The following is a 22,523-nucleotide window of genomic DNA, read 5'->3' on the forward strand; positions in this document are numbered from 1 at the left end:
GGGACTCCAGGAATGAGGGTGACGACGGAAGCAGCGCCCGGGTGCGCCGAGGGGCGCACCGGGTGCGTGCGTGAATGCGGGTGTTGGCCGGGCTGCGAGCGCACACGCCCGGACCGCCGGAGATCCGGCGGCGGATCCGACCGGCCCTGTCCCGGGGCCGAGCCGTACTGCGGTACACGCGTACCGAACCGACTGCGACTCACTGCGGCCGCGTCACCAGACCGCCGTGAGGAGGGTGCGAGTGGGTAACTCGCTCGTCTGAGCTTAACTCGCCGGTAACGAGCGCGCCAGCCCCCGGATTTGTGAGGTGGGTCCCGCGCCCGGTGTGATCCGCCTAACCTCGTCGCATGGACGAAGAGTTGCGAACGCTCACGGAGCGCTTACGGGCCGAGTCCGGCGGCACGGCCGCGTTCGAGCGGCTGGCCGCCACGGACGACCACGACGTCCTGGCCGGCGTCCTCACCGCACCCGGACAGCCGCTGTGGGCGCGTGAACTGGCCGCGTACCGGCTCGGGACGGCGGGCGACCGGCGGGCCTTCGAGGCGCTGGTGCTCCTCCTCAACCACCGCGACCCGCCCCGCTGCGCCGCCGCCGCGCAGGCCCTGGCCCGCCTCGGCGACCCGCGCACCGCCCGCGCCGCGGCCGCCCTCGCCACCAACGAACTCCGCGTCGCCTACGCCCTGCACCCGGTCCGCCTGCTCGCCGAGCTGCGCGCGCCCGAGGCGGTTCCGGCCCTGATCACCACCCTCCGCCGCCGGCTGCGCCCGCACGACCCCTACCGCCGGGTCGCGCTCGCCTGCGTGGAAGGTCTGGGCGAACTCGGAGACCCTCGCGCGCAGTCCGTGCTGAACGAGGCGCTCGCCCACCCCGCGCTCGCGGAGGCGGCGGTGCACGCCCTGGCCCGCATCCCGCACCAGGGCAGCGCCCGCGGGCGGATCCCGGGGCAGCGCTGACGTGTGACGGGCCGTCACCTCGGGCCGTGCACGTACCGCACCTCGGGGACCTGGACCCCGGCCACCTCGAACGGCTCCTCCGTGCCGTCCGGCGTGAAGCCCGCCGCCTCGTAGAAGCGGCGGGCGCGCGCGTTGCTCTCGAACACCCACAGGAAGACCCGCGGATACCCGGCCGCCGCGCAGCGCTCCTTCACCTCGGCCATCAGGGCACGACCCACCCCTTGCCCGATCCGCTCGGGTGTCAGGTACAGCGCGTACAGCTCACCGTCGTCGGTGCGCGTCCCGCCGTCCCGGTACGGTCCGTACGCGGCCCATCCGGCGAGCGTGCCGTCCGCCGCCTCGGCGACCAGGTTCACCAGGCTGCCGTCCCCGGCGGCGAGGCGCGCCCGCTGCTTCTCCGCCTCCGCCGCGACGTCCATCGAGTCCAGATACGCCTGCGGGATCGTCCCCCGGTACGCGAACCGCCACCCCCGGACCCGTATCGCGGCGACCGCGTCGCCGTCGTCGGGGGTCATGGGGCGGATGCGGACGGACTCGGGGGCGGACGCGCGGGTCAGGTGGGTGGTCATGAGGGGCATCATGACCCACCGTGCCGCGCGTCCGCCCCCGAGTTTCCGCCGGGTCAGCTACGGGAGCCGAGCAGGCCGTGGAGGACCGAGCCGCGGGCCGTGCCCGGTGCCGCCTTCGACGTCAGCGGCTTGGGGTCGGGCAGCGCCTCGCAGACCGCGTCGGCGTCGCCGTGGCTGCCGCGCGGCACCGTGCCGTCGGCCAGATAGGCCGCCAGATGCCGGTCCAGGCAGGCGTTCCCGCTCAGCGTGATGCCGTGGTTGCCGCCGCCCGACTCGACCACCAGGCCGGACCGCTCCAGCCTGCGGTGCACGGTGACGGCGCCCTGGTACGGGGTGGCCGCGTCGTCCGTGGCCTGGAACAGCAGCGCGGGCGGCACCTGACTCGTGGTGTTGATCCGCTCCGGCCGGGCCGCCTCGACCGGCCAGTACGCGCACGGGGCGTTGTACCAGGCGTTGTTCCAGGACATGAACGGGGCCCGCTCGTACATCTCCCAGTTGTCCTTGCGCCACTGCGCCCAGTCCCGCGGCCAGGCCGCGTCCCGGCACTCGATCGCCGTGTAGACGCTGTAGCCGTTGTCCCCGGCGACGTCGGTCGCGCCGAAGTTCTCGTACGCCTCGACCAGCGGCCCGTCGTCCTTGTCGTTGACGTACGCGGCGAACGCCTCGGCCAGGTAGGGCCAGTAGCCGTTGTAGTAGCCGCCCGGCATGTAGGTGTCCTCCAGCTCGGCCGGGCCGACCTTCCCGCCGGCCGGCTTCTCCTTGAGCGCGGACCGCATCGCGTACCAGGCGGTCTCGGTCTTCTCCGCGTCGGTGCCGAGGTGGTAGGTCGCGTCGTTCTTGGCGACCCAGTCCATGAAGGCCCGGTGGCGGGCGTTGAACGCCTGGTTCTGGTCGAGGTTGGAGTCGTACCAGACGCCCGTGGGGTCGACCACGGAGTCCAGCACCAGACGCCGCACCCGCTGCGGGAACAGCTTGGCGTACACGGTGCCGAGGTAGGTGCCGTAGGAGTAGCCGAAGTAGTTGATCCGCTCCGCGCCCAGCGCCTGGCGGATCACGTCCAGGTCGCGCGCGGCGGCCGTGGTGGTCATGTGCGGCAGCAGGTCCCCGTACTTGCGGCCGCACGCCTCGGCGAAGGACTTCGCGCGGTCCAGGTTGGCCTGCTCCACCTCGGGCGAGGTGGGGACCGAGTCGGGGCGGACGGCGTCGAAGTGGCCCGGCGCGCAGTCGAGCGCGGGGCGGCTGTCGCCCACGCCGCGCGGGTCGAAGCCGATGACGTCGTACTCGGCGGCGACCTCCTTCGGCAGTGACGCGGCGACGAACCCGGCGAGCGTCAGTCCGCTGCCGCCCGGCCCGCCCGGGTTCACCAGCAGGGGGCCCTGGTACTTCTTCGCGGTGTGCGGGATGCGCGACAGCGCCAGCGTGATCGTGCGCCCGGAGGGGTCGGCGTGGTCCAGCGGCACCTCGACGGACGCGCACTGCAGCGTCGGGTAGCCGTCGGTGCCGCACTTCTTCCAGGCGGGCGCGGTGGCGCGGAACGTCGCTGGGGCGTGCGGGGCGCCTGCCTCGGCGGGCACGGCCGTGAGGCCCGAGGCGACGACGACGGCGGCGGCGCCGCACAGCACGGCTGCGCGTTTTTTCATGGTTCTCCCAGGACGAGATGTCGCGGACCGTGCACAACACGGTTCACGCGGCATCGTCCCGGAGCGGCGCCCCGCCTGAACGCGCTGCGCCGGTACGTGACCCGATCGGGCCGCCGGATGCGCCCGGATGCCCTCAGAGCAGCGTCAGCTGGGTCGGCAGCTCCGTCTCCGGCTCCTGCGGCGCCGCGGCCGGGATGCGGCGCGGGGTGCCCGCACGCGCGGGGCCGATGCCGTACTCCCGGGCCAGGTCGTGCACCTGACGTGTGATCCGGCGCTGGTACCAGCGGGGCGCGTAGGCGCCCTCCGCGTACAGCCGCTCGTAGCGGGCGACCAGGTGCGGGTGGTGCCGGGCCAGCCAGGACATGAACCACTCGCGGGCGCCGGGCCGCAGATGCAGCACCAGCGGTGTGACCGAGGTGGCCCCCGAGGCGGCGATGGCCCGCACGGTCGCCCTCAGCTGGTCGGGCCGGTCGCCCAGGAACGGGATCACCGGCGCCATCAGCACCCCGCAGCCGATGCCGGCGTCGGTGAACGCGCGCACCACGTCCAGCCGCCGCTCGGGCGCCGGGGTGCCCGGCTCGACCGTGCGCCACAGCTGCTCGTCGGTGAAGCCCACCGACACCGAGACGCCGACGTCGGTCACGTCAGCGGCCTGCCGCAGCAGGGGCAGGTCGCGCAGGATCAGCGTGCCCTTGGTGAGGATCGAGAAGGGGTTCGCGTGGTCGCGCAGCGCCTCGATGATCCCGGGCATCAGCCGGTAGCGGCCCTCCGCCCGCTGGTAGCAGTCGACGTTGGTGCCCATGGCTATGTGCTCGCCGTGCCAGGAGCGGGAGGCGAGCCGGTGGCGCAGCAGCTCGGGCGCGTTCACCTTGACCACGATCTGGCTGTCGAAGCCGAGCCCCGTGTCGAGGTCGAGGTAGCTGTGGGTCTTGCGGGCGAAGCAGTAGACGCAGGCGTGGGAGCAGCCCCGGTAGGGGTTCACCGTCCATTCGAACGGCATGCGGGAGGCGCCCGGCACCCGGTTGACGATGGAGCGGGCCCGGATCTCGTGGAACGTGATGCCGCGGAATTCGGGTGTGTCGAAGGTACGGGTCGTGACCGCGTCCGCGCCGAACAGCGCGGTGTCGGCACGGCCGTGTTCGGAGTCCGGTGAGAGGTTCTCCCAGCGCATGACGCCTCCTCGGTGTCGCTGTCGCACAGAATAGAACACATGTTCCCTTGATCGTGCGAGCGACATCTTCGGTCAGTTCCGGAACCCCGATTTGGGCGGCGGACGCGGGGGGTGGTTGGCTGTGCCCCGACCCTGGAGAACCCAGCCCTGGAGGATTGCGATGGCGCAGGTCGAGGCCACTACGGAGCGGATCGTCGCGGCGGACGCGGACACGGTGTTCGACGCCCTCGCCGACTACAGCGGCACCCGCGCCAAGCTGCTGCCCGAGCAGTTCAGCGAGTACGAGGTCCGCGAGGGCGGCGACGGTGAGGGCACCCTCGTGCACTGGAAGCTCCAGGCCACCAGCAAGCGCGTGCGCGACTGCCTCCTGGAGGTCACCGAGCCCACCGACGGCGAACTGGTCGAGAAGGACCGCAACTCCTCCATGGTCACCACCTGGCGGGTCACCCCCGCCGGCGAGGGCCGCGCCCGGGTCGTCGTGACCAGCGTGTGGAACGGCGCGGGCGGCATCGGCGGCTTCTTCGAGCGCACCTTCGCCCCCAAGGGCCTCGCCCGCATCTACGACGCGGTGCTGGCCCGGCTGGACGCCGAGGTCGGGAAGCAGTAGTCCCGGTCACACCGCCTTCGTCCAACTCCGTTCATCTGAAGAGGAGTTGGCGCTTCCGTCACCGGTTCGGGTGATCTCTCGACGGACCGACTCTGTGCCGTAACTCGTCGTGCTTGCTCGTAGTTGTCGCTTTTACGCGGGAATTGTTCAGCAGTGCGACGAGGGGAGCGGCACGTGGGCGGGATCACTCTGACGCAGGACGAGCCGGTCACGGCTCCATCGGCCGGGGGGCCGCGGCCCCCCGCGCCACCGGCCGGGGACCCTCCGTCCCCGGCCGCGGAGAGCGGGCCGGCCCTGAGCCCCGCCCGGGTCCGGCTCGTCTTCCTCGCGCTGATGCTGGCGCTACTGCTCGCCGCGCTCGAGCAGATGATCGTCGCCACGGCCCTGCCCAGGATCGTCGGCGAGCTGCACGGCCTGGACAAGATGTCCTGGGCGATCACCGCCTATCTGCTCACCGCCACCGTCGGACTGCCGGTCTACGGCAAACTCGGCGACCAGCTCGGCCGCAAGGGCGTCTTCCAGTTCGCCATCCTGGTCTTCGTCGTCGGCTCCGCGCTGGCCGGCCGCGCCACGACGATGGACCAGCTCATCGCCTACCGCGCGGTGCAGGGCGTCGGCGCGGGCGGCCTGATGATCGGCGTCCAGGCGATCATCGCGGACATCGTGCCCGCCCGGCAGCGCGGCCGCTTCATGGGCCTCATCGGCGCCGCCTTCGGACTCGCGTCCGTCGCAGGACCGCTGCTCGGCGGCTACTTCACCGACCATCTGACCTGGCGCTGGTGCTTCTACGTCAACGTGCCCTTCGGCCTGCTCACCATGGTCGTCGTCGCCCTGGTGCTGAAGCTGCCCAAGCCGACGGGCAGGCGCCGCTTCGACGTGCTCGGCACACTGCTGCTGACCGCCGCCTCCACCTGCCTGGTCCTGCTCACCAGCTGGGGCGGCACCGAGTACGCCTGGGACTCCCGCGTCGTGCTGGGCCTCGGCGCGGGCGCCGTCGCGGCCACCGCCGCCTTCCTGGTCGTCGAGCGGTTCGCCGTCGAACCGCTCATCCCGCTGCGGCTGTTCCGTGACTCCGTCTTCAACGTCACCGGTCTGGTGGGCCTCGTCGTCGGCGTCGCCCTGTTCGGCGCCGCCAGCTACCTGCCCACCTACCTCCAAATGGTCGACGGCGCCTCGGCGACAGAGTCCGGGCTGCTGATGCTGCCCATGATGGGCGGCATCGTCGGCACGTCCGTCGTCTCCGGGCAGATGATCAGCCGCTCCGGCCACTACCGCCGCCACCCCATCGTCGGCTCCGCCCTGTCCGTGCTCGGCATGTGGCTGCTGTCCCGCCTGGAGACCGACACGCCCCGGCTGCACTACAGCGTCTGGATGTTCGTCCTCGGCGCCGGCATCGGCATGGTGATGCCGGTCCTCGTCCTCGCCGTGCAGAACTCGGTGCGCCCCGCCGACCTCGGCACCGCCACCAGCGCCAACAACTACTTCCGGCAGATCGGCGGCAGCGTCGGCGCCGCCGTCTTCGGCACGCTGTTCGCCGGCCGGCTCACCGACGCGCTCGCCGAGCGGCTCCCCGCCGGCGCGGCAGGGGCGCCGGCCGACGCCGAGTCGATCACCCCCCAGCTCGTGCACGCCCTGCCGCCCGAGCTGCGCGACGCCTACGTCCAGGCCTATGCGGACGCCATGCCGCGCATCTTCCTGTACCTCGTGCCGGTGCTCGTCCTCGGCCTGCTCATCGCCTTCTTCCTCAAGGAGAAACCACTGGTGTCCCACCACACCCCCACCGCCGACCCGGCCCGGGAAGCACCGCACTTCGAGGCGCGCGTACCGTCCGCGCGCAGCGCGCAGAGCGGCGGCATCCCCGTCTGCGGCACCGTCCAGCACCCCGACGGCACCCCCGTGCCCCGCGCGGCGCTCACCCTCATCGACGTCCAGGGGCAGCAGACCGGACGCGGCGCGAGCGGCGCCGACGGGCGGTACGCGCTGGCCACCCCGGGACCCGGCTCGTACGTCCTGATCGCCGCCGCGGGCGGGCACCAGCCGCAGGCGGTCTCCGTGACCGTCGGCGAGCGACCCGTCGAGCTCGACGTCGTCCTCGGCGGCGCGGGCCGGCTCGCGGGCAGCGTCGTCACCGCCGACGGCACGCCCGTACGGGACGCCGCCGTCACCCTCACCAACGTGCACGGCGAGGTCGTCGCCAGCACCCGCAGCGGTCGCGAGGGCGGCTACGTCATCACCGAACTCGTCGCCGGGGAGTACACCCTCGCGGCCAGCGCGCCCGCGTTCCGCCCGGCGGCCCTCCCGGTCACCGTGCAGGCCGCGCGGGAGACCCGTCAGGACGTCGAGCTGGCGGGCGGCGCGGTGCTCCGCGGCACCGTGCGGGCCGGCGGCGGACGGCCGGTGGAGGACGCGCGGGTCACGCTGCTCGACGCGGCGGGCAACGTCGTCGACACCCTCACCACCGGACCCGACGGCACCTTCCGGTTCGTCGACCTGTCCTCCGGCGAGTACACGGTCATCGCCGCCGGCTATCCGCCGGTCGCCACCGTGCTCCAGGTGGCCGGCGGGGGACGCACCGAACGCGACCTCCAGCTCGGGCACGAGGACTGAACGCACCCCGTGCCGGTGGACCGGAGCCGCCCCCCCTCCGCGGCTCCGGTCCACGCCTGTCACCCCAGGGCCGTCAGCGCGTCCCGTACGGCCGAGGCGATCTCCTCCACGGCCGGCGGGAAGAGGATCGAGTAGTGGTTCGTGCCGTCGATCCGGCGGGCCGGCAGCCGCGCCGGGTCCAGGGCCGCCGCGGCGACCCGCCCGGCGTCGTACAGCGCCTGCGGCTCGTCGAGCAACCCCCGCTCCGCCCACAGCAGTTCGCCCCGCACCTGGGGCTGGTGCACCGCCGCCAGCGTCTCCGTGTCGCGGAGCACGTCCGCGCCGTCCGCGCGCACCGCGTCCAGCACGCAGCTGCTGCGCAGCTCGGGCGCCGTGCCCGTCAGGTCCCGCGTCACATAACCCGTCACGTGCGGGCCCCAGTGCGGGCCGAGCGCCGGGTGGGCGCGGAAGAACGCCAGATAGTCCTCCGCGCTCGCGAACGTCATCGACAGCCGGTCCATCGCCGGGCCGATCACCGCCTTCAGCAGCGCGTCGATGTCGGCGCCCTCGGGCGGCGGGAAGCCGAGACCGCCGTCGACCAGCACCACGCGCGGGAAGCGGTCGGGGTGCCGGGCGGCGGCCAGCGCGGCCACGAACGCGCCCATCGAGTGGCCCACCAGCACCACCCGTTCGAGCCCCAGGCGGTCGAGCAGCGCCACCGTGTCGTCCACGTGCGCGCCCAGCCCGTACGGCCCCGGCAGTCCCGCGCTCCCGGCCCGGCCCCGCAGGTCCGGGGCGTAGAGGTCGGCGCCGGGCAGGGCGTCGGCGAGGGCGGCGAAGGCGAGCGAGTTGGCGGTGATGCCGTGCAGGGCGACGACGGGCGGTCCTTCGCCCGGCCAGTGGGTGACGGCGAGCCGGCCGCCCCGGACGGGGGCGGTGAGGTCCCGCGCGAGGGCGGACCCGGAGGTGGTCATGCGTTTCTCCTTCGGCCGAGGGCGGTGATGCCGCCGGGGGCCAGATAGACGGCCAGGACGAAGAGGCTGCCCAGGATCAGCATCGGTTCCACCCCCAGGTCCCAGCCGCCGAGCCGCTGGTCGAGATACGTGAACAGCACCCCGCCGACGACCGGCCCCCAGCGGGTGCCGCTGCCGCCCAGCACCACCATCACCAGCAGGGTCAGGGTGAACTCGGGCGTCGAGGTGTGCGGGGTGGCGCCCGCGGTCACCAGCAGGTGCAGCACACCGCCGAGCACCGCCAGGGACGACGCCAGCACGAACGCGCCCAGCTTGTGCGCGAACGGGCTGCGGCCGAGCACCGCGACGCGCTGCTCGTTGTCCCGGATCGCCTGCCACACCCGGCCGGCCGGACGCGCGGTCACCGTCCACACCACGCCCGCCACCAGGACCAGATAGGCGAGCGCCAGCCAGTACACGTTCACGGTGTTCTGCACCCCGACCAGGGCGTCCGGCACCCCGTCGACGTACAGCGGCAGGCCCTCCTCGCCGCCGGTGAGCCCGCCCGGGTTGCGCTCCACGTAGATGGAGCCCGCCTGCGCGAAGGCAAGCGTGACCATCGCGAAGCCGACGCTGCCGAGGGCGAGGGTGCGCAGCGACACCGCGCCCAGGACGAACGCGGCCAGCGCCCCGAGCAGCAGGGTGAGCAGCGCGGCGGGCAGCAGGCCCAGGCCCAGCTCGGTCATCGCGAGCTGGGTGCCGTAGCTGCCGCCGGCGATGTAGAGGGCGTGCCCGAAGGACAGCAGCCCGGTGCGGCCGAACATCAGGTCGTAGCCGAGGGCGAGCGCGCCGAAGACCAGGCACAGGGCGAACAGCTGAAGCGAGCCGGGGGAGTTGACCGGCCCGTCGAGCAGCACCGGGATGTCCAGCGCCGAGTACGGCAGCAGCGCGAGGACCAGCAGCACCGCCACCGGGACGGTCGCCGGACGCAGCCGGCGCAGCAGCCCGTCCTCGGCGCCCGGCGCGTCCTTCACGGCCGGCGCCGGGGCGGCGGGGGTGGCCCGCGGGGTGCGGGTGGCGGTCATGCCGTGCCTCCTGCGGATCGGGTGCGGGGTGTGGTGAGCGCGCGGCGCAGCCGCGTCAGCGGCGACCCGGTCCCGGCGGCCGGCCGGGACAGCACCACCGCGGCCAGCAGGACCACGACGGCCAGGTCGCCGTAGCCGCCCGCGTAGTAGTTGGCGTACTGCTGCACCAGGCCCACGGTGAGCGCGGACAGCGCGACGCTGGTGATCGGGACGAGACCGCCGATGATCACCACGACGAACGCGAACACCAGCAGCGAGGTGCCCTGGTGCGGGGAGAGCGAGCCGAAGTAGAGGCCGCCGAGCACGCCGGCCAGGCCCGCGAGGGCGCCGCCGAGCGCGAACACCAGGGTGAACGCGCGGGTGACGTCGATGCCGAGCGCCGTGACCATCGCGCGGTCCTCCACCCCGGCGCGGACGATCAGCCCGTAACGGGTGCGGGACAGGAACAGGTGGATGCCGGCGAGCACCAGCAGCGCCACCGCGATCAGCAGGAACCGGTTCACCGGCACGCGCGCGCCGAGGACGCCCACGGTGCCGGAGAGCGCGTCGGGCACCGGGAAGGGCCGGGCGTCGGCGCCCCAGACCGTCTGCACGAGGGCGGGGACGGCGAGCGAGAGTCCGACGGTGACCAGGATCTGCTCCTTGACCCGGCCGTACAGCCGCCGGATGAGGACCAGTTCGACCACGGCCGCCAGCAGCAGCCCGGTGAGGGTGCCGACGACCGCCGCGAGCAGCAGCCCCGGCATCCCGCCGACCGTCTCGGCGGTGCGCCAGGCGGCGTAGACGGAGACGGTGAGGAACGCGCCGTGCGCGAAGTTCAGCACGTCCATCAGCCCGAAGATCAGGGCGAGTCCGGAGGCGATGAGGAAGTACAGGGCTCCCAGGCCGAGGCCGGTCAGGGTGAGCAGGACGAGGGTGTCCATCAGGCGGCTCCGTGGTCCGGGCGGCTGCCGACGCCCAGCAGCGCGGTCGTACGGGCGGTGTCGGCGAGCAGGTCGCGGGCGTCGCCGGTGTGCACCACCCGGCCGGCGTCCAGCACCACCGCGCTGCGCGCCAGCCGCCGTACCACGGCGAGGTTCTGCTCGACCAGCAGCAACGGCACGCGCTCGGCGGCCCGTTCGAGCACCTCGGCGGCCTCGGTGACCACGCGGGGCGCGAGGCCCTTGGTGGGTTCGTCGACGACGACGAGGGTGTTGTCGTTGAGCAGGGTCCGGGCGAGGGCGACCATCTGCTGCTGGCCGCCGGACAGGGTGCCGGCGCGCTGGTCGCGTCGGGCGGCGAGCTCAGGGAACAGGTCGTGCACCAGGTCGTAGCGGTGCTCGTGGCCGGGGCGTTCTGCCAGCGCGAGGTTCTCGGCGACGGTGAGCCCGGCGAACACCCCGCGGTCCTCGGGGGCGTAGCCGATGCCGCGCCGCACGGTGCGGTGGGTGGACTCGTGGGTGATGTCGTCGCCCGCGAAGGTGACACGGCCCGCGGTGACCCGGCCGCCGTCGGGCAGCAGGCCCAGCACCGCGCGGATCGTCGTCGTCTTGCCGACGCCGTTGCGGCCCAGCAGCGCGGTCACGCCGGAGGCGGGCACGTCGAAGGTGACGCCGGTGAGGATGCGGGACCCGGCGATGTCCACGTCGAGTCCCTCGACGCGCAGGATCGGTGGCGCGGTCACAGCTCGTCTCCCAGATAGGCCTGCTGGACGGTGGCGTCCGCCATGACCTCGGCGGGGCTCGCGGCGGCGAGCAGCCGCCCGTGGTGCATCACGGCCACCCGGTCGGCGAGGCCGAGGACCACGTCCATGTGATGCTCCACCAGCAGCACCGTGCGGCCCTCGTCGCGGTGCAACGACCGGATCAAATCGGTGAGTTCGGCGGTCTCCTCGGAGGCCACCCCGGCCATCGGCTCGTCCAGCAGCATCAGCCGCGCCCCGGCCGAGCCCGCGCCGAGGGTGGGCGCGAGCAGCATCGCCAGCTCCAGTTTGCGCTTGTCGCCGTGCGACAAGCCGGCCGCGAGATCCCCGGCGCGGTGCGCCAGCCGGACCCGCTCCAGCACGCCGGTGACGTCGGCCGCGCCGACCCGGCGCACCCCGGCGGACCGGGCGGCCAGGTCGACGTGCTCGGCGACCGTCATCGTGGGGAACACCGAGGACGACTGGAAGGTCCGCCCGATGCCCCGGCGCACCCGGCGGTGCGGGGGCAGGGCGGTGATGTCGTGGCCGTCGAGCAGGACGGCGCCGCCGGTCGGCCGGGTCAGCCCGGTGATCAGGTTGAACAGGGAGGTCTTGCCCGCCCCGTTCGGGCCGATCACGGCGAGGAGTTCACCCTCGCGCACGGCGAGCGACACCCCGTCGATGATGTCGGCGCCCCCCACCGACCAGCACAGCCGGTCCAGTTGCAGTACGGGTGTCATGCTCAGCCGATCCTCGTCTCGGCGGGCGCGACCTGCCCGGCCGTGAACGTCCGCGCCACCTCGGGCATGCCCGCGGTGGTGAACCGCGCCTGGAACGTGGGCTGAAGCAGCGCGTGGTCGGCGGCCCGCACGGTGTTCGGCCCCTTCACCCCGGAGAACGAGAAGCCCTCCAGCGCCTTCACCATGGCGTCCGTGTCGCCCTTCGCGCCGCCCGCGCGGACCGCCTCGACGACCATCTGCGCCGCGTTGAACCCGTCCGGGGTGAACAGGTCCTCCTCCCACTTCTTCGCCTTGAAGTACGACCGCATCGCCTTCGCCTCCGGCGTCTCGGCGGCGCCGGGCACATAGTGCGCGAGCAGCGTGACCTTCTCGCGCGCCTTGCCGAAGACCGGATAACTCGCCCTGCTGTCCAGGCCGGTGACGACGGTGGCGGCGTCGAGCACGCCCTGCTGGTCGAGGGTGGACCACATCGACCGGGCGGTGTCCCCGGCCCACGCGACGAACACCATGTCCGGCCGGGCCGCCTTCACCTTGCTCGCCACCGGGGTCAGGTCGGTGGCGGCGGGCGGCGCCAGCACCTCGCTGACGGTGGTGCCGCCGGTGCCGAGCACGGACTTCACCGCGGCGGCGTTGGCCTGCCCGAAGGCGTTGTCCTGGGCCAGCACCACGACCTTCTTGCCCTTGGAGGCGCCCAGGATGTTCTTCGCGGTCAGCACGTCCTGGTAGGTCTGCCGGCCGGAGCGGAAGGTGTAGCGGTTGGCGCCGGTCAGCGCGTCCGTGGCGGCGGGCCCGCTGATGTACAGCGTCTTGTTCTGCGCCGCGACGGGCGCGATCTGGGTGGCCACGCCGGAGACCGCGGAGCCCGCGATGATCGGCACCCCCTGCCCGATGTGCTTCTTGGCCAGGGAGACGCCCTTGGCCGGGTCGCCGCCGTCGTCGTCCTCGAGCAGGGTGATCTTCACGCCGTCGACGGCGCCGGTGCCGTCGGTCGCGTGGTCGAGTCCGGCCTCGAAACCGTGCAGGTACTGCTCGCCGTACGAGGCCAGCGGTCCGCTGGTGGAGGTGATGAGGGCGACCTTCACCTCCTCGGCGCCGGAGGCGGTACTGCTGCCGGGGCTGGAGCAGCCGGCGGCGAAGGCGGTGGCGAACAGGGCCACGGCGGCGGACAGGACAAGGGGTCTACGCATGACCGTACGGCTCCTCGGTGCGACGGCGGACGACGCCAGCGGCACGATCCGTCACGGGTGATCACTGTGCGCTGAGCGGTATCCGGCAGTGTGATCCGCGTCAGATCCGGCCACAATGTGGCCCGCACACATGCGACAGCGTTCAACCGTGGTGTCTACACATGTCGTTGAGGCGCGACTGATGAGGAGGTGGCGCTGTTCAGGAGGGCCGGCGGCTCCGGGCGGCGGCCTGGTCCGCGAGACCGCCCGCGCCCAGCAGCCCCGTCGCCTCGAACGGCTCGGCGGCGGCCAGCCGCGGCAGTTCACGCCGGGACAGCGCCGTCACCACCGGCGGCATGGCGCCCCGCACCAGCTGCGTCGCGCGCAGCCACCCGGGCACGTACACCGACGGACGGCGCCGCTCCACCGCGTCCACCAGCCGCCCCGCCACATGCTCCACCGGGTACACCTTCCGCGCGGGCGGCGGCATGTGGCCGCGCAGCTCGCGCAGCACCGCGTGCTCGTCCACCCCGCGGATCATGTCGGTGTCCGTCCAGTTGATGTAGGCGATACCCACGGCCACATGACGGTGCGCCATCTCCGCCCGCAGGGAGTGCGCGAACGCCTCGACGCCCGCCTTGGAGGCGCAGTACGCGCTCATCATCGGCGCCGAGCCGATCGACGCCAGCGACGCCACCTGGAGGAAGTAGCCGCCGGTGGCCATCAGGTCGCCGAGGAACGTGCGGGCGGTGGCCGCGCTGCCGACCAGGTTCACCTCGATCACCCGCCGCCACACCGCCGGATCCGACTCGGCGAACGGGCCACCCTCGGCGACCCCCGCGTTGGCGACCACGACCGACGGCGGCCCGAGACGCGCCCGGATGTCCGCGCCGGTCTCCGCGAGGCCCTCGTCGTCCGTGACGTCGGCCTCCCAGCAGCCGCCCTCACCGGGCAGCTCGTCCCGCACCTGCCGCAGCGTCCGCTCCTCCCGCCCGAGCAGCGCCACCTTCATGCCGCGCGCGGACAGCTCGCGGGCCAGCGCCGCGCCGAGGCCGCGGGCCGCGCCGGTGACGACGGCGGTCCTTCCGTCCAGCGGGTTCCGGGTCCGCGGCATACGACGCTCCTGTGCTCCGTGGCGGGCGTTCGTCCCGTTCACCGTAGGTCCGCCCGGGCATCCGCGCAGGTCGGGCGGTGCGGGCCGAGGCGACCGAGGGCGTCAGTGGTCTGGACCGGTGAGAGTTATCCACAGGGTGGCCGGAGCGATACGTGACGACGTAGCGTGTGCGCCATGAAGATCCTCATCAGCGCCGACATGGAGGGCGCCACCGGTGTCACCTGGCCCGCCGACGTCCTGCCGGGGACGCCCCAGTGGGAGCGGTGCCGGTCGATGTTCACCTCCGACGTGGACGCCGCCGTGCGCGGCTTCTTCGACGGCGGCGCCGACGAGGTGCTGATCAACGAGGCCCACTGGACCATGCGCAATCTGCTGCTCGAGCGGCTCGACGAGCGCGCCGAGATGCTCACCGGCCGGCACAAGGCGCTGTCCATGGTGGAGGGCGTGCAGCGCGGCGACGTCGACGGCATCGCCTTCGTCGGCTACCACGCGGGCGCCGGCATGGAGGGCGTCCTCGCGCACACCTTCCTCGCCAACTCCATCACGGGCGTCTGGCTCAACGACGTGCGCGCCAGCGAGGGCCTGCTCAACGCCCATGTGGCCGCCGAGTACGGAGTCCCGGTGATCCTCGTCACCGGCGACGACGTGGCCTGCGAGGACGCCCTGGGGTACGCGCCCGAGGCGCTGAAGGTCGCCGTGAAGGACCACGTGTCGCGGTACGCCGCCGTGTGCCGCACCCCGTCCCGGACGGCCGCCGACATCCACGCGGCGGCCAAGGAGGCCGCCGCGCTCGCGGTGCGCCGGGAGCCGGTCAGCGGCGGTCCCTTCACCGTGGCGGTGGAGTTCGACGCCGAGCACCTGGCCGGCGCCGTCACCGTCGTGCCGGGCGTCACCCGGGGCGGCGAACGCAAGGTGATCTACACCAGCGAGACCATGTACGACGCAATCCGCACCTTCAAGGCGGTCACCACGATCGCCTCGGCCGCGGTGGAGGAGCAGTATGGCTGACCAGCTCGCCCTGGACGAGGTCGTGACCTTCACGTCCGACCTCATCAGGATCGACACGACGAACCGGGGCGGGGGCGACTGCCAGGAGCGTCCCGCCGCCGAGTACGCGGCGGCGCGGCTCGCCGAGGCCGGCCTGGAGCCGGTCATGCTGGAGCGCACCCGGGGCCGGACCAACGTCGTGGCGCGGCTGGAGGGCACCGACCCGTCGGCCGACGCGCTGCTGCTCCACGGCCACCTGGACGTCGTCCCGGCCGAGCCCGCCGACTGGAGCGTGCACCCCTTCTCCGGGGAGATCCGCGACGGTGTGGTCTGGGGACGCGGCGCCGTCGACATGAAGAACATGGACGCGATGATCCTGTCCGTGGTGCGCTCCTGGGCCCGCGAGGGCGTCCGGCCGCGCCGGGACGTCGTCATCGCGTTCACCGCCGACGAGGAGGCCAGCGCCGCGGACGGCGCCGGGTTCCTCGCGGACCGGCACGCGCACCTCTTCGAGGGATGCACCGAGGGCGTCAGCGAGTCCGGCGCGTACACCTTCCACGACGGGCAGGGCCGGGAGTTCTACCCGATCGGGGCCGGCGAGCGCGGCACCGGCTGGATGAGGCTCACCGCCCGCGGCCGCGCCGGACACGGCTCCAAGGTCAACCGGGAGAACGCGGTCACCCGCCTCGCCGCCGCCGTCACCCGCATCGGCGAGCACGAGTGGCCGCTGCGCCTCACCCCGACGGTGCGCGCCGCGCTGACCGAGATCGCCGCCGTGTACGGCATCGAGACCGACCTGTCCGACGTGGACGCCCTGCTGGACAAGCTCGGCGGGGCGGCCAAGCTGGTCGAGGCCACCGTCCGCAACAGCAGCAACCCGACGATGCTCGACGCCGGCTACAAGGTCAACGTGATCCCCGGCGAGGCCGTCGCGCACGTCGACGGGCGGTTCCTGCCGGACACCGAGGACGAGTTCCGGGCCACCATGGACCGGCTCACCGGCCCCGACGTCGACTGGGAGTTCGCCCACCGGGAGATCGCCCTCCAGGCGCCGGTGGACTCGCCGACGTTCGCCGCGATGCGGGAGGCCGTGCAGGCCTTCGCGCCCGAGGCGCACACCGTGCCGTACTGCATGTCCGGCGGCACCGACGCCAAGCAGTTCGCCCGGCTCGGCATCACCGGGTACGGCTTCGCGCCGCTGAAGCTGCCCGAGGGCTTCGACTACCAGGCCCTCTTCCACGGCGTGGACGAGCGCGTGCCGGTCGAGGCGCTCCAGTTCGGTGTCCAGGTGCTCGACCGGTTCCTGCGGTCGGCGTGAAGCGAGTGGGGGAGACAGTGCAGACCCTGGCGTACGGCGAGTGGCCCTCGCCCGTCGACGCGGCCACGGCCGCGGCCCACGACGGCAGCCCCGAGTACGTGGGCTTCGTCGGCGACGAGGTGTGGTGGACCGAGCCCCGCCCCGCCGAGGCGGGCCGCCGCACCCTGGTGCGGCGGCACGCGGACGGCACCGAGGAGTCGGTCCTGCCCGCGCCGTGGAACGTCCGCAGCCGCGTCATCGAGTACGGCGGCCACCCCTGGGCGGGCGCGGTGCGCGACGGCGTGCCGCTGGTGGTGTTCGCGCACTTCCCCGACCAGCGCCTCTACCGCTGGGAGCCGGGCGCCGAACCGGTGCCGCTCACCCCGGTGTCGCCGGTCGGCCTGGGGCTGCGCTGGGCCGAGCCCGTCGTGCTGCCGGAGCGCGGCGAGGTGTGGTGCGTCCTGGAGGAGTTCACCGGCGACGGCCCGAGCGACGTGCGCCGCGTGCCGGCCGCCGTGCCCCTCGACGGGTCCGCGGCCGAGGACCGGGGCGCGGTCCGCGAGCTGACCGCGGAGAAGCACCGGTTCGTCACCGGACCGCGGCTCTCGCCCGACGGGACGCGCGCCGCCTGGATCGGCTGGGACCACCCCCGCATGCCGTGGGACGGCACCGAGCTGATCGTCGCCGACGTCGCCGCGGACGGCACCCTGACCGGCGCCCGCACCGTGGCCGGCGGACCCGAGGAGTCCGTCCCGCAGGCCGACTGGACCCACGACAACCGCCTGCTGTACGCCAGCGACCGCACCGGCTGGTGGAACCTCTACCGGGACGGCGAGCCTGTCTGCGCGCGCCCCGAGGAGTTCGCCGGGCCGCTGTGGAAGCTGGGCCAGCGCTGGTTCGCCCCGCTGGACGGCGGGCTGATCGCCGTCCTGCACGGCAAGGGCGCCCTGCGGCTCGGCGTGCTCGACCCGGAGACCTGCGAGCTCGTCGACGCCGCGGGACCGTGGAGCGAGTTCGGACCCACCGTCGCCGCGCTCGGTGAGCGGGTCGTCGCCGTCGGCGCCGGCCCGCACAGCTCCTACGAGGTCGTGGAGCTGGACACCCGCACCGGCAGGGCCCGTGTGATCGGCGCCGCCCACAGCGACGCCGTCGACCCCGCGTACTACCCCGAGCCCGAGGTCCGCACCTTCACGGGGCCCGACGGCCGGGAGATCCACGCCCAGGTGTACCCGCCGCGCAACCCCGGCAGCACCGGACCCGCCGGCGAGCTGCCCCCGTACGTGATCTGGGCGCACGGCGGCCCCACCGGCCGCTTCCCGCTGGTCCTCGACCTGGAGATCGCCTACTTCACCTCGCGCGGCATCGGCGTCGCCGAGGTCAACTACGGCGGCTCCACCGGGTACGGCCGGGAGTACCGCAACCGGCTGCGCGGACAGTGGGGCGTGGTCGACGTCGAGGACTGCGCCGCCGTCGCGCGGGCCCTCGCCGAGGAAGGCGTCGCCGACCCCCGGCGGCTCGCGGTCCGCGGCGGCAGCGCCGGCGGCTGGACCACCGCAGCCTCCCTCACCACCACCGACGTCTACGCCTGCGGCACGATCATCTACCCGGTGCTCGACCTCACCGGCTGGGGCACGGGGGAGACGCACGACTTCGAGTCGCAGTACCTGGAGACCCTGATCGGCCCGCGCGCCGAGGTGCCCGAGCGGTACGAGGAGCGCTCGCCGCTCACCCACGCCGACCGGCTGAGCGCGCCGTTCCTGCTGCTCCAGGGGCTGGACGACGTGATCTGCCCGCCCGTGCAGTGTGAGCGGTTCCTCGCCCGGCTGGCCGGCCGGGGCGTCCCGCACGCCTACCTCACCTTCGAGGGCGAAGGCCACGGCTTCCGCCGCGCGGAGACCATGGTGCGCGCCCTGGAGGCCGAGCTGTCCCTGTACGCGCAGGTGTTCGGGCTGAAGACGCCCGGCATCCCGGCCCTGGAGCTGACGCCGTGACCACGCCGACCCCGCTGAATCCGCTGCGGCGGCCGCACCGCCTCGCCCCCGGCGCCCGGGTGGCCGTGGTCGCACCCAGCGGGCCCATCCCCGAGGAACGGCTCGCCGCCGGGCTCGACGTGCTGCGCGGCTGGGGCCTCGACCCCGTCGCCGCCCCGCACGTCCTCGGCCGGCACACGGAGTTGAGCTACCTCGCGGCCGCCGACGCCGACCGGGCCGCCGATCTGCAGAACGCCTGGTGCGACCCGGCCGTCGACGCGGTGATCTGCGCCCGCGGCGGCTACGGCGCCCAGCGCATGGTCGACGCCCTCGACTGGGAGGTGATGCGGGCGGCGGGGCCGAAGGTGTTCGTCGGGTTCAGCGACATCACCACGCTGCACGAGGCGTTCGCGGTCCGGCTCGGCCTGGTCACCCTGCACGGGCCGATGGCCGCGGGCGCCGACTTCATCAAGAGCGCCCGCGCCCAGGAACACCTGCGGGCCACCCTGTTCGACCCCGAGTCGGTGCGCACGATCCGCTCCGACGGCACCGCGCTGGTCCCGGGACGCGCCCGCGGCGTGACCCTCGGCGGCTGCCTCTCCCTGATCGCCGGCGGCATCGGCACGCCGCACACCCGCGACTCCGCGCGCGGCGGACTGCTGTGCCTGGAGGACGTGGGGGAGGAGACCTACCGCCTCGACCGCTACCTCACCCAGCTGCTGCGCGCCGGGATGCTCGACGGCGTCGCCGGGCTGCTGCTGGGCTCCTGGGCGGAGTGCGACCCGTACGACACGGTGCGCGCCCTGCTCGTGGACCGGCTGGGCGGGCTCGGGGTGCCGGTGGCCGAGCAGTTCGGCTTCGGGCACTGCGACGACGCGCTGACGCTGCCGTTCGGCGTCGCGGCCGAACTGGACGCGGACGCGGGGACGCTGACACTGGAGGAACCGGCGCTGAGCTGAACACGGCGGGACCGGGCCGAGGACCGGGCCGAGCGCGCGCTGCCCGGTGTGCGTCCCCGGGCCGGCGTCGTAGGGTGACAGGGTGCCGCACACCGCTTCCCGTTACCTCACCGAAGGCCGCCGCGTGGGCCTGCGCCACTTCACCTACGACGACGCCGCCGAGTTCACCGCGCGGGCGAGGGAGAGCAAGGACCTGCACCACCCCTGGCTGTTCCCGCCGGACACCCCGGCCGCCTACACCGCCTACGCGCAGCGGCTGATCGAGGACCCCGCCAAGGCGGGGTTCCTGGTCTGCGAGAGGGAGGCGGACGGCGCCCTCGCCGGCTTCGTCAACATCAACAACATCGTCGAGGGCGGTTTCCTCTGCGGCGCCCTCGGCTACGGCGCCTTCGCCCACGCGGCCGGACGCGGGCTGATGCGCGAGGCGCTGGACCTCGTCGTGCGGTACGCGTTCGGGCCGATGCGGCTGCACCGGCTGGAGATCAACGTGCAGCCCGGCAACACCGCCTCCATCGCCCTCGCCCGCGCCTGCGGCTTCCGCAAGGAGGGCTTCTCCCCAAAGATGCTCTACATCGACGGCGCCTGGCGCGACCACGAACGCTGGGCGCTCACCACCGAGATGCTGACCGGGGACGACTGACCGGGCCCCGCGCGAAAGCCGCTCGTCACGGCCTCTGTTCAGGCGGGCGTCCGGCGGCTTCCATGGAGATCGTGACGACGATCCGACATGAGGTACTCACGCTGCCGGCCGCGCACCTCGGCCCCGACAACCCGCTGCCCGCCCTGCGCCCCCTCGACGAGATGCACCGCATCGAGGACCGCGACAAGAAGGACCTGCCGCGCGACATGGCCCGGCAGATCGGCTACGCCCCGCTGCACAGCCTGCTGCCGGTCCCCGTCCGCGACGGCTACGACCGGGACCGCGCGCCCCGCCCCCTCGACGCCCTCGTCATCGAGAACGACCGGCTGCGCGCCACCGTCCTGCCCGGCCTCGGCGGCCGGATCGCCTCCCTCGTCCACAAACCCACCGGCCGTGAACTGCTGTACGCGAACCCGGTGTTCCAGCCAGCCAACTTCGCGCTGAACGGCGCCTGGTTCTCCGGCGGCATCGAGTGGAACATCGGCGCGACCGGCCACACCACCCTGTCCTGCTCGCCCGTGCACGCGGCCCGCGTCCCCGCCCCCGACGGCGGGGAGATGCTGCGCCTGTGGGAGTGGGAGCGGCTGCGCGACCTGCCCTTCCAGGTCGACCTGTGGCTGCCGGACGGCTCCGACTTCCTCTACGTCGGCGCCCGGATCCGCAACCCGCACGAGAAGCAGGTGCCGACGTACTGGTGGTCCAACATCGCCGTCCCCGAGGACTGCCGCGTCCTCGCCCCGGCCGAGGAGGCCTACCACTTCGGCTACGAGCAGCGCCTGAGCCGTGTCCCCGTCCCCGCGTACGACGGCGTCGACCGCACCTACCCGCCCAACAGCACCTACGCCGCCGACTACTTCTACGAGGTCCCCGAGGAGCGCCGCCGCTGGATCGCCGCGCTCGACGGCGACGGGCACGGGCTCGTGCAGACCTCCACGGACACCCTGCGCGGCCGGAAGCTGTTCGTGTGGGGCCGCGGGCCCGGCGGACGGAGCTGGCAGCAGTGGCTCACCGAGCCCGGCACCGACGGCTACTGCGAGATCCAGGCGGGCCTCGCCCGCACCCAGCTGGAACACGTCCGCCTGGAGCCGGAGAGCGAGGTGTCCTGGCTGGAGGCGTACGGGCCCTTCGAGGCGCGGCGCGACGGAGACTGGGGCGCCGTCCTCGACGAGGCGGAGGCCGGACTGGAGGGAGTACTGCCGCGCGCGGACGTCGACGCGGCGTACGCGGCCTGGCTGCCGTACGCCGACACCGACCCCGGCGAGCGGCTGGCCGCCGGGTCCGGGTGGGGCGCGCTCGAGGTGCTGCGCGCCGGGTGGAAGCTGCCCGGCACGCCCTTCGACGAGAGCACCCTCGGCGAGGAGCAGGAACCCTGGCTGCACCTGCTGCGCGCCGGGTCCTTCCCCGAGCCGCCCGGCAGCCGGCCGCCCGGCGGGACGCTGGTCGCCCGGCACTGGCGGGACATGCTGGAGACGGCGCCCGCGACCGGGCTGACCGAGTACCACCTGGGCGTCGCCCAGTGGCACGGCGGCGACCGGGCGCAGGCGGTGCGCAGCTGGGAGCGGGGGCTGGCGCAGGACGGCCCGTCCTGGCCCGTCCTGCGCTGTCTCGCCGTCGCCGACCGGGAGGAGCGCCACCCGGAGCGCGCCGCCGACCGCTACACGCTGGCCTTCGACGACCTGTGCCGCGAGGCCGACAAGGCGGAGGGGGAGTGGACCGCCGCCGAGGCCGCCCTCGGGCGGGAGGCGATCGAGGCACTGCTCGCGGTGGGGCGCACGGCGGACGCCCGGTCGGTGTGGGAGCGTCTGGACCCCGGCACCCGGGCCCGCGGACGCTTCCGGCTGATCGAGGCGGGCCTGCTGCTCGCCGAGGGACGGAGCGAGGAGGCCCGCGCCGTGTTCGACGCGGGCTTCGAGGTCGCCGACCTGCGTGAGGGCGACGAGGTCATCGGGCGCCTGTGGGCGCGGCTCACGGACGAACCGCTGCCGGAGCGGTACGACTTCCGGATGCGGCCCACACCGTGACCTGACGTCAGGCGCCGCGGCGGTCCGCGTACTCGTAGACCGCCCCGTCCGGGTGGCGTGCGATCAGGTTGCGGCCGACGGGGGTGGGCAGCGGTCCGGCGAGGACGGCCGCGCCCATCTCCTCCAGCACCTGACGGGTCTCGTCGACGTCCTTGACCGCGATGGTCGCGGCGACCTTGCGCAGCACGTCCAGCTCGGCCTCGGGACCGCTCATCAGCAGGAAGCAGCCCACCGCGGCGACCTGGACGCCCTCCCGTTCGAAGCGGAGGGCGGTTCCGCCCGCCAGCCGCTCGTAGAAGGGGATGGCGGTCTCGATGTCGTCGACGCAGACGCGCAGTGTGGCACCCAGAATCTCCATGCGTCCGAGCGTAGTTGGACGCCCAGGCCGGCGGGCGGGGGCTTCCT

Annotated in this window: 20 protein-coding genes; 9 read left to right on the forward strand and 11 right to left on the reverse strand. The window is 73.7% G+C overall.

The annotated features are described in order from the left end of the window. Window positions 1–347: 347 nt before the first annotated feature. Complete coding sequence (locus tag AY578_RS27485) at window positions 348–953, forward strand: adenylosuccinate lyase (RefSeq protein WP_258905907.1); 606 nt, start codon at window positions 348–350, stop codon at window positions 951–953. Between the two features lie 14 nt (window positions 954–967). On the opposite strand, the gene AY578_RS27490 is transcribed toward AY578_RS27485, so the two are convergent. From AY578_RS27490 to AY578_RS27500, 3 genes are all read right to left on the reverse strand, one after another. Further along, window positions 968–1,522 carry a GNAT family N-acetyltransferase gene (locus tag AY578_RS27490; RefSeq protein WP_051101567.1) on the reverse strand — a complete coding sequence of 185 codons (555 nt, stop codon included), beginning with the start codon at window positions 1,520–1,522 and terminating at the stop codon, window positions 968–970. A 53-nt stretch (window positions 1,523–1,575) separates the two neighbouring features. Next, entirely contained in the window at window positions 1,576–3,162 is a 1,587-nt protein-coding gene (locus tag AY578_RS27495) for an alpha/beta hydrolase (protein WP_020699964.1), read from the reverse strand. A gap of 133 nt (window positions 3,163–3,295) precedes the next feature. Beyond that, window positions 3,296–4,333 (reverse strand): Rv2578c family radical SAM protein, encoded by a 1,038-nt coding sequence (locus AY578_RS27500; RefSeq protein WP_019521787.1) that lies wholly within the window; start codon window positions 4,331–4,333, stop codon window positions 3,296–3,298. 160 nt (window positions 4,334–4,493) lie between these two features. On the opposite strand from AY578_RS27500, the gene AY578_RS27505 reads away from it, so the two are divergent. After that, window positions 4,494–4,940: an SRPBCC family protein gene (locus AY578_RS27505; RefSeq protein WP_019521786.1), complete on the forward strand. Its 447-nt coding sequence runs from the start codon at window positions 4,494–4,496 to the stop codon at window positions 4,938–4,940. A gap of 174 nt (window positions 4,941–5,114) precedes the next feature. Then, window positions 5,115–7,547 (forward strand): MFS transporter, encoded by a 2,433-nt coding sequence (locus tag AY578_RS27510; protein ID WP_019521785.1) that lies wholly within the window; start codon window positions 5,115–5,117, stop codon window positions 7,545–7,547. 59 nt (window positions 7,548–7,606) lie between these two features. On the opposite strand, the gene AY578_RS27515 is transcribed toward AY578_RS27510, so the two are convergent. The 7 genes from AY578_RS27515 to AY578_RS27545 all read right to left on the reverse strand — a co-directional run bounded on the left by AY578_RS27515 (window position 7,607) and on the right by AY578_RS27545 (window position 14,244). Next, window positions 7,607–8,500 carry an alpha/beta hydrolase gene (locus tag AY578_RS27515; protein ID WP_019521784.1) on the reverse strand — a complete coding sequence of 298 codons (894 nt, stop codon included), beginning with the start codon at window positions 8,498–8,500 and terminating at the stop codon, window positions 7,607–7,609. Then, window positions 8,497–9,564 (reverse strand): branched-chain amino acid ABC transporter permease, encoded by a 1,068-nt coding sequence (locus AY578_RS27520; protein WP_019521783.1) that lies wholly within the window; start codon window positions 9,562–9,564, stop codon window positions 8,497–8,499. The genes AY578_RS27515 and AY578_RS27520 overlap by 4 nt, the downstream gene beginning before the upstream one ends. Beyond that, a complete protein-coding gene (locus tag AY578_RS27525; RefSeq protein WP_028961452.1) occupies window positions 9,561–10,487 on the reverse strand; it encodes a branched-chain amino acid ABC transporter permease in 927 nt (308 codons plus the stop codon). The genes AY578_RS27520 and AY578_RS27525 overlap by 4 nt, the downstream gene beginning before the upstream one ends. Continuing rightward, complete coding sequence (locus AY578_RS27530) at window positions 10,487–11,227, reverse strand: ABC transporter ATP-binding protein (RefSeq protein ID WP_137209217.1); 741 nt, start codon at window positions 11,225–11,227, stop codon at window positions 10,487–10,489. Before AY578_RS27530 ends, AY578_RS27525 begins: the two co-directional genes overlap by 1 nt. Beyond that, window positions 11,224–11,964 carry an ABC transporter ATP-binding protein gene (locus tag AY578_RS27535; RefSeq protein ID WP_258905911.1) on the reverse strand — a complete coding sequence of 247 codons (741 nt, stop codon included), beginning with the start codon at window positions 11,962–11,964 and terminating at the stop codon, window positions 11,224–11,226. Before AY578_RS27535 ends, AY578_RS27530 begins: the two co-directional genes overlap by 4 nt. Window positions 11,965–11,966: 2 nt before the next feature. Continuing rightward, window positions 11,967–13,151, reverse strand: a complete 1,185-nt coding sequence (locus AY578_RS27540; RefSeq protein ID WP_258905912.1) for a substrate-binding domain-containing protein — start codon at window positions 13,149–13,151, stop codon at window positions 11,967–11,969. 199 nt (window positions 13,152–13,350) lie between these two features. Continuing rightward, a complete protein-coding gene (locus AY578_RS27545; protein WP_019521778.1) occupies window positions 13,351–14,244 on the reverse strand; it encodes an SDR family oxidoreductase in 894 nt (297 codons plus the stop codon). Between the two features lie 174 nt (window positions 14,245–14,418). Here AY578_RS27545 and AY578_RS27550 point away from each other — a divergent pair, with 174 nt between their 5' ends. The 6 genes from AY578_RS27550 (at window position 14,419) to AY578_RS27575 (ending at window position 22,118) form a co-directional block, all read left to right on the forward strand. Continuing rightward, on the forward strand, window positions 14,419–15,252 hold the full coding sequence (locus AY578_RS27550; RefSeq protein ID WP_019521777.1) for a M55 family metallopeptidase: 834 nt from the start codon (window positions 14,419–14,421) through the stop codon (window positions 15,250–15,252). Further along, entirely contained in the window at window positions 15,245–16,549 is a 1,305-nt protein-coding gene (locus AY578_RS27555) for a M20/M25/M40 family metallo-hydrolase (RefSeq protein WP_028961451.1), read from the forward strand. Before AY578_RS27550 ends, AY578_RS27555 begins: the two co-directional genes overlap by 8 nt. A 17-nt stretch (window positions 16,550–16,566) precedes the next feature. Then, window positions 16,567–18,519: an LpqB family beta-propeller domain-containing protein gene (locus AY578_RS27560; protein ID WP_258905915.1), complete on the forward strand. Its 1,953-nt coding sequence runs from the start codon at window positions 16,567–16,569 to the stop codon at window positions 18,517–18,519. Window positions 18,520–18,533: 14 nt separating this feature from the next. Beyond that, the gene (locus tag AY578_RS27565) at window positions 18,534–19,457 is read left to right on the forward strand and encodes a S66 peptidase family protein (RefSeq protein ID WP_086020082.1); all 924 of its coding nucleotides are present in this window, start codon (window positions 18,534–18,536) and stop codon (window positions 19,455–19,457) included. Between the two features lie 82 nt (window positions 19,458–19,539). Then, window positions 19,540–20,097, forward strand: a complete 558-nt coding sequence (locus AY578_RS27570) for a GNAT family N-acetyltransferase (RefSeq protein WP_019521773.1) — start codon at window positions 19,540–19,542, stop codon at window positions 20,095–20,097. A 62-nt stretch (window positions 20,098–20,159) separates the two neighbouring features. Next, window positions 20,160–22,118: a DUF5107 domain-containing protein gene (locus tag AY578_RS27575; protein ID WP_258905917.1), complete on the forward strand. Its 1,959-nt coding sequence runs from the start codon at window positions 20,160–20,162 to the stop codon at window positions 22,116–22,118. 7 nt (window positions 22,119–22,125) lie between these two features. Here AY578_RS27575 and AY578_RS27580 read toward each other — a convergent pair whose 3' ends face one another. Next, complete coding sequence (locus tag AY578_RS27580; RefSeq protein WP_019521771.1) at window positions 22,126–22,476, reverse strand: VOC family protein; 351 nt, start codon at window positions 22,474–22,476, stop codon at window positions 22,126–22,128. Window positions 22,477–22,523 lie beyond the last annotated feature (47 nt).

The sequence above is a fragment of the Streptomyces thermocarboxydus genome, assembly GCF_024760485.1.
In the GTDB taxonomy this organism is placed as follows: domain Bacteria; phylum Actinomycetota; class Actinomycetes; order Streptomycetales; family Streptomycetaceae; genus Streptomyces; species Streptomyces cellulosae.

Excerpts from the sequence above, each read along its gene's own strand:
- AY578_RS27485 (WP_258905907.1), top strand. The coding sequence starts at position 348 with ATGGACGAAGAGTTGCGAACGCTCACGGAGCGCTTACGGGCCGAGTCC.
- AY578_RS27490 (WP_051101567.1), bottom strand. The coding sequence starts at position 1,522 with ATGACCACCCACCTGACCCGCGCGTCCGCCCCCGAGTCCGTCCGCATC.
- AY578_RS27495 (WP_020699964.1), bottom strand. The coding sequence starts at position 3,162 with ATGAAAAAACGCGCAGCCGTGCTGTGCGGCGCCGCCGCCGTCGTCGTC.
- AY578_RS27500 (WP_019521787.1), bottom strand. The coding sequence starts at position 4,333 with ATGCGCTGGGAGAACCTCTCACCGGACTCCGAACACGGCCGTGCCGAC.
- AY578_RS27505 (WP_019521786.1), top strand. The coding sequence starts at position 4,494 with ATGGCGCAGGTCGAGGCCACTACGGAGCGGATCGTCGCGGCGGACGCG.
- AY578_RS27515 (WP_019521784.1), bottom strand. The coding sequence starts at position 8,500 with ATGACCACCTCCGGGTCCGCCCTCGCGCGGGACCTCACCGCCCCCGTC.
- AY578_RS27520 (WP_019521783.1), bottom strand. The coding sequence starts at position 9,564 with ATGACCGCCACCCGCACCCCGCGGGCCACCCCCGCCGCCCCGGCGCCG.
- AY578_RS27525 (WP_028961452.1), bottom strand. The coding sequence starts at position 10,487 with ATGGACACCCTCGTCCTGCTCACCCTGACCGGCCTCGGCCTGGGAGCC.
- AY578_RS27535 (WP_258905911.1), bottom strand. The coding sequence starts at position 11,964 with ATGACACCCGTACTGCAACTGGACCGGCTGTGCTGGTCGGTGGGGGGC.
- AY578_RS27540 (WP_258905912.1), bottom strand. The coding sequence starts at position 13,151 with ATGCGTAGACCCCTTGTCCTGTCCGCCGCCGTGGCCCTGTTCGCCACC.
- AY578_RS27545 (WP_019521778.1), bottom strand. The coding sequence starts at position 14,244 with ATGCCGCGGACCCGGAACCCGCTGGACGGAAGGACCGCCGTCGTCACC.
- AY578_RS27550 (WP_019521777.1), top strand. The coding sequence starts at position 14,419 with ATGAAGATCCTCATCAGCGCCGACATGGAGGGCGCCACCGGTGTCACC.
- AY578_RS27555 (WP_028961451.1), top strand. The coding sequence starts at position 15,245 with ATGGCTGACCAGCTCGCCCTGGACGAGGTCGTGACCTTCACGTCCGAC.
- AY578_RS27575 (WP_258905917.1), top strand. The coding sequence starts at position 20,160 with ATGGAGATCGTGACGACGATCCGACATGAGGTACTCACGCTGCCGGCC.
- AY578_RS27580 (WP_019521771.1), bottom strand. The coding sequence starts at position 22,476 with ATGGAGATTCTGGGTGCCACACTGCGCGTCTGCGTCGACGACATCGAG.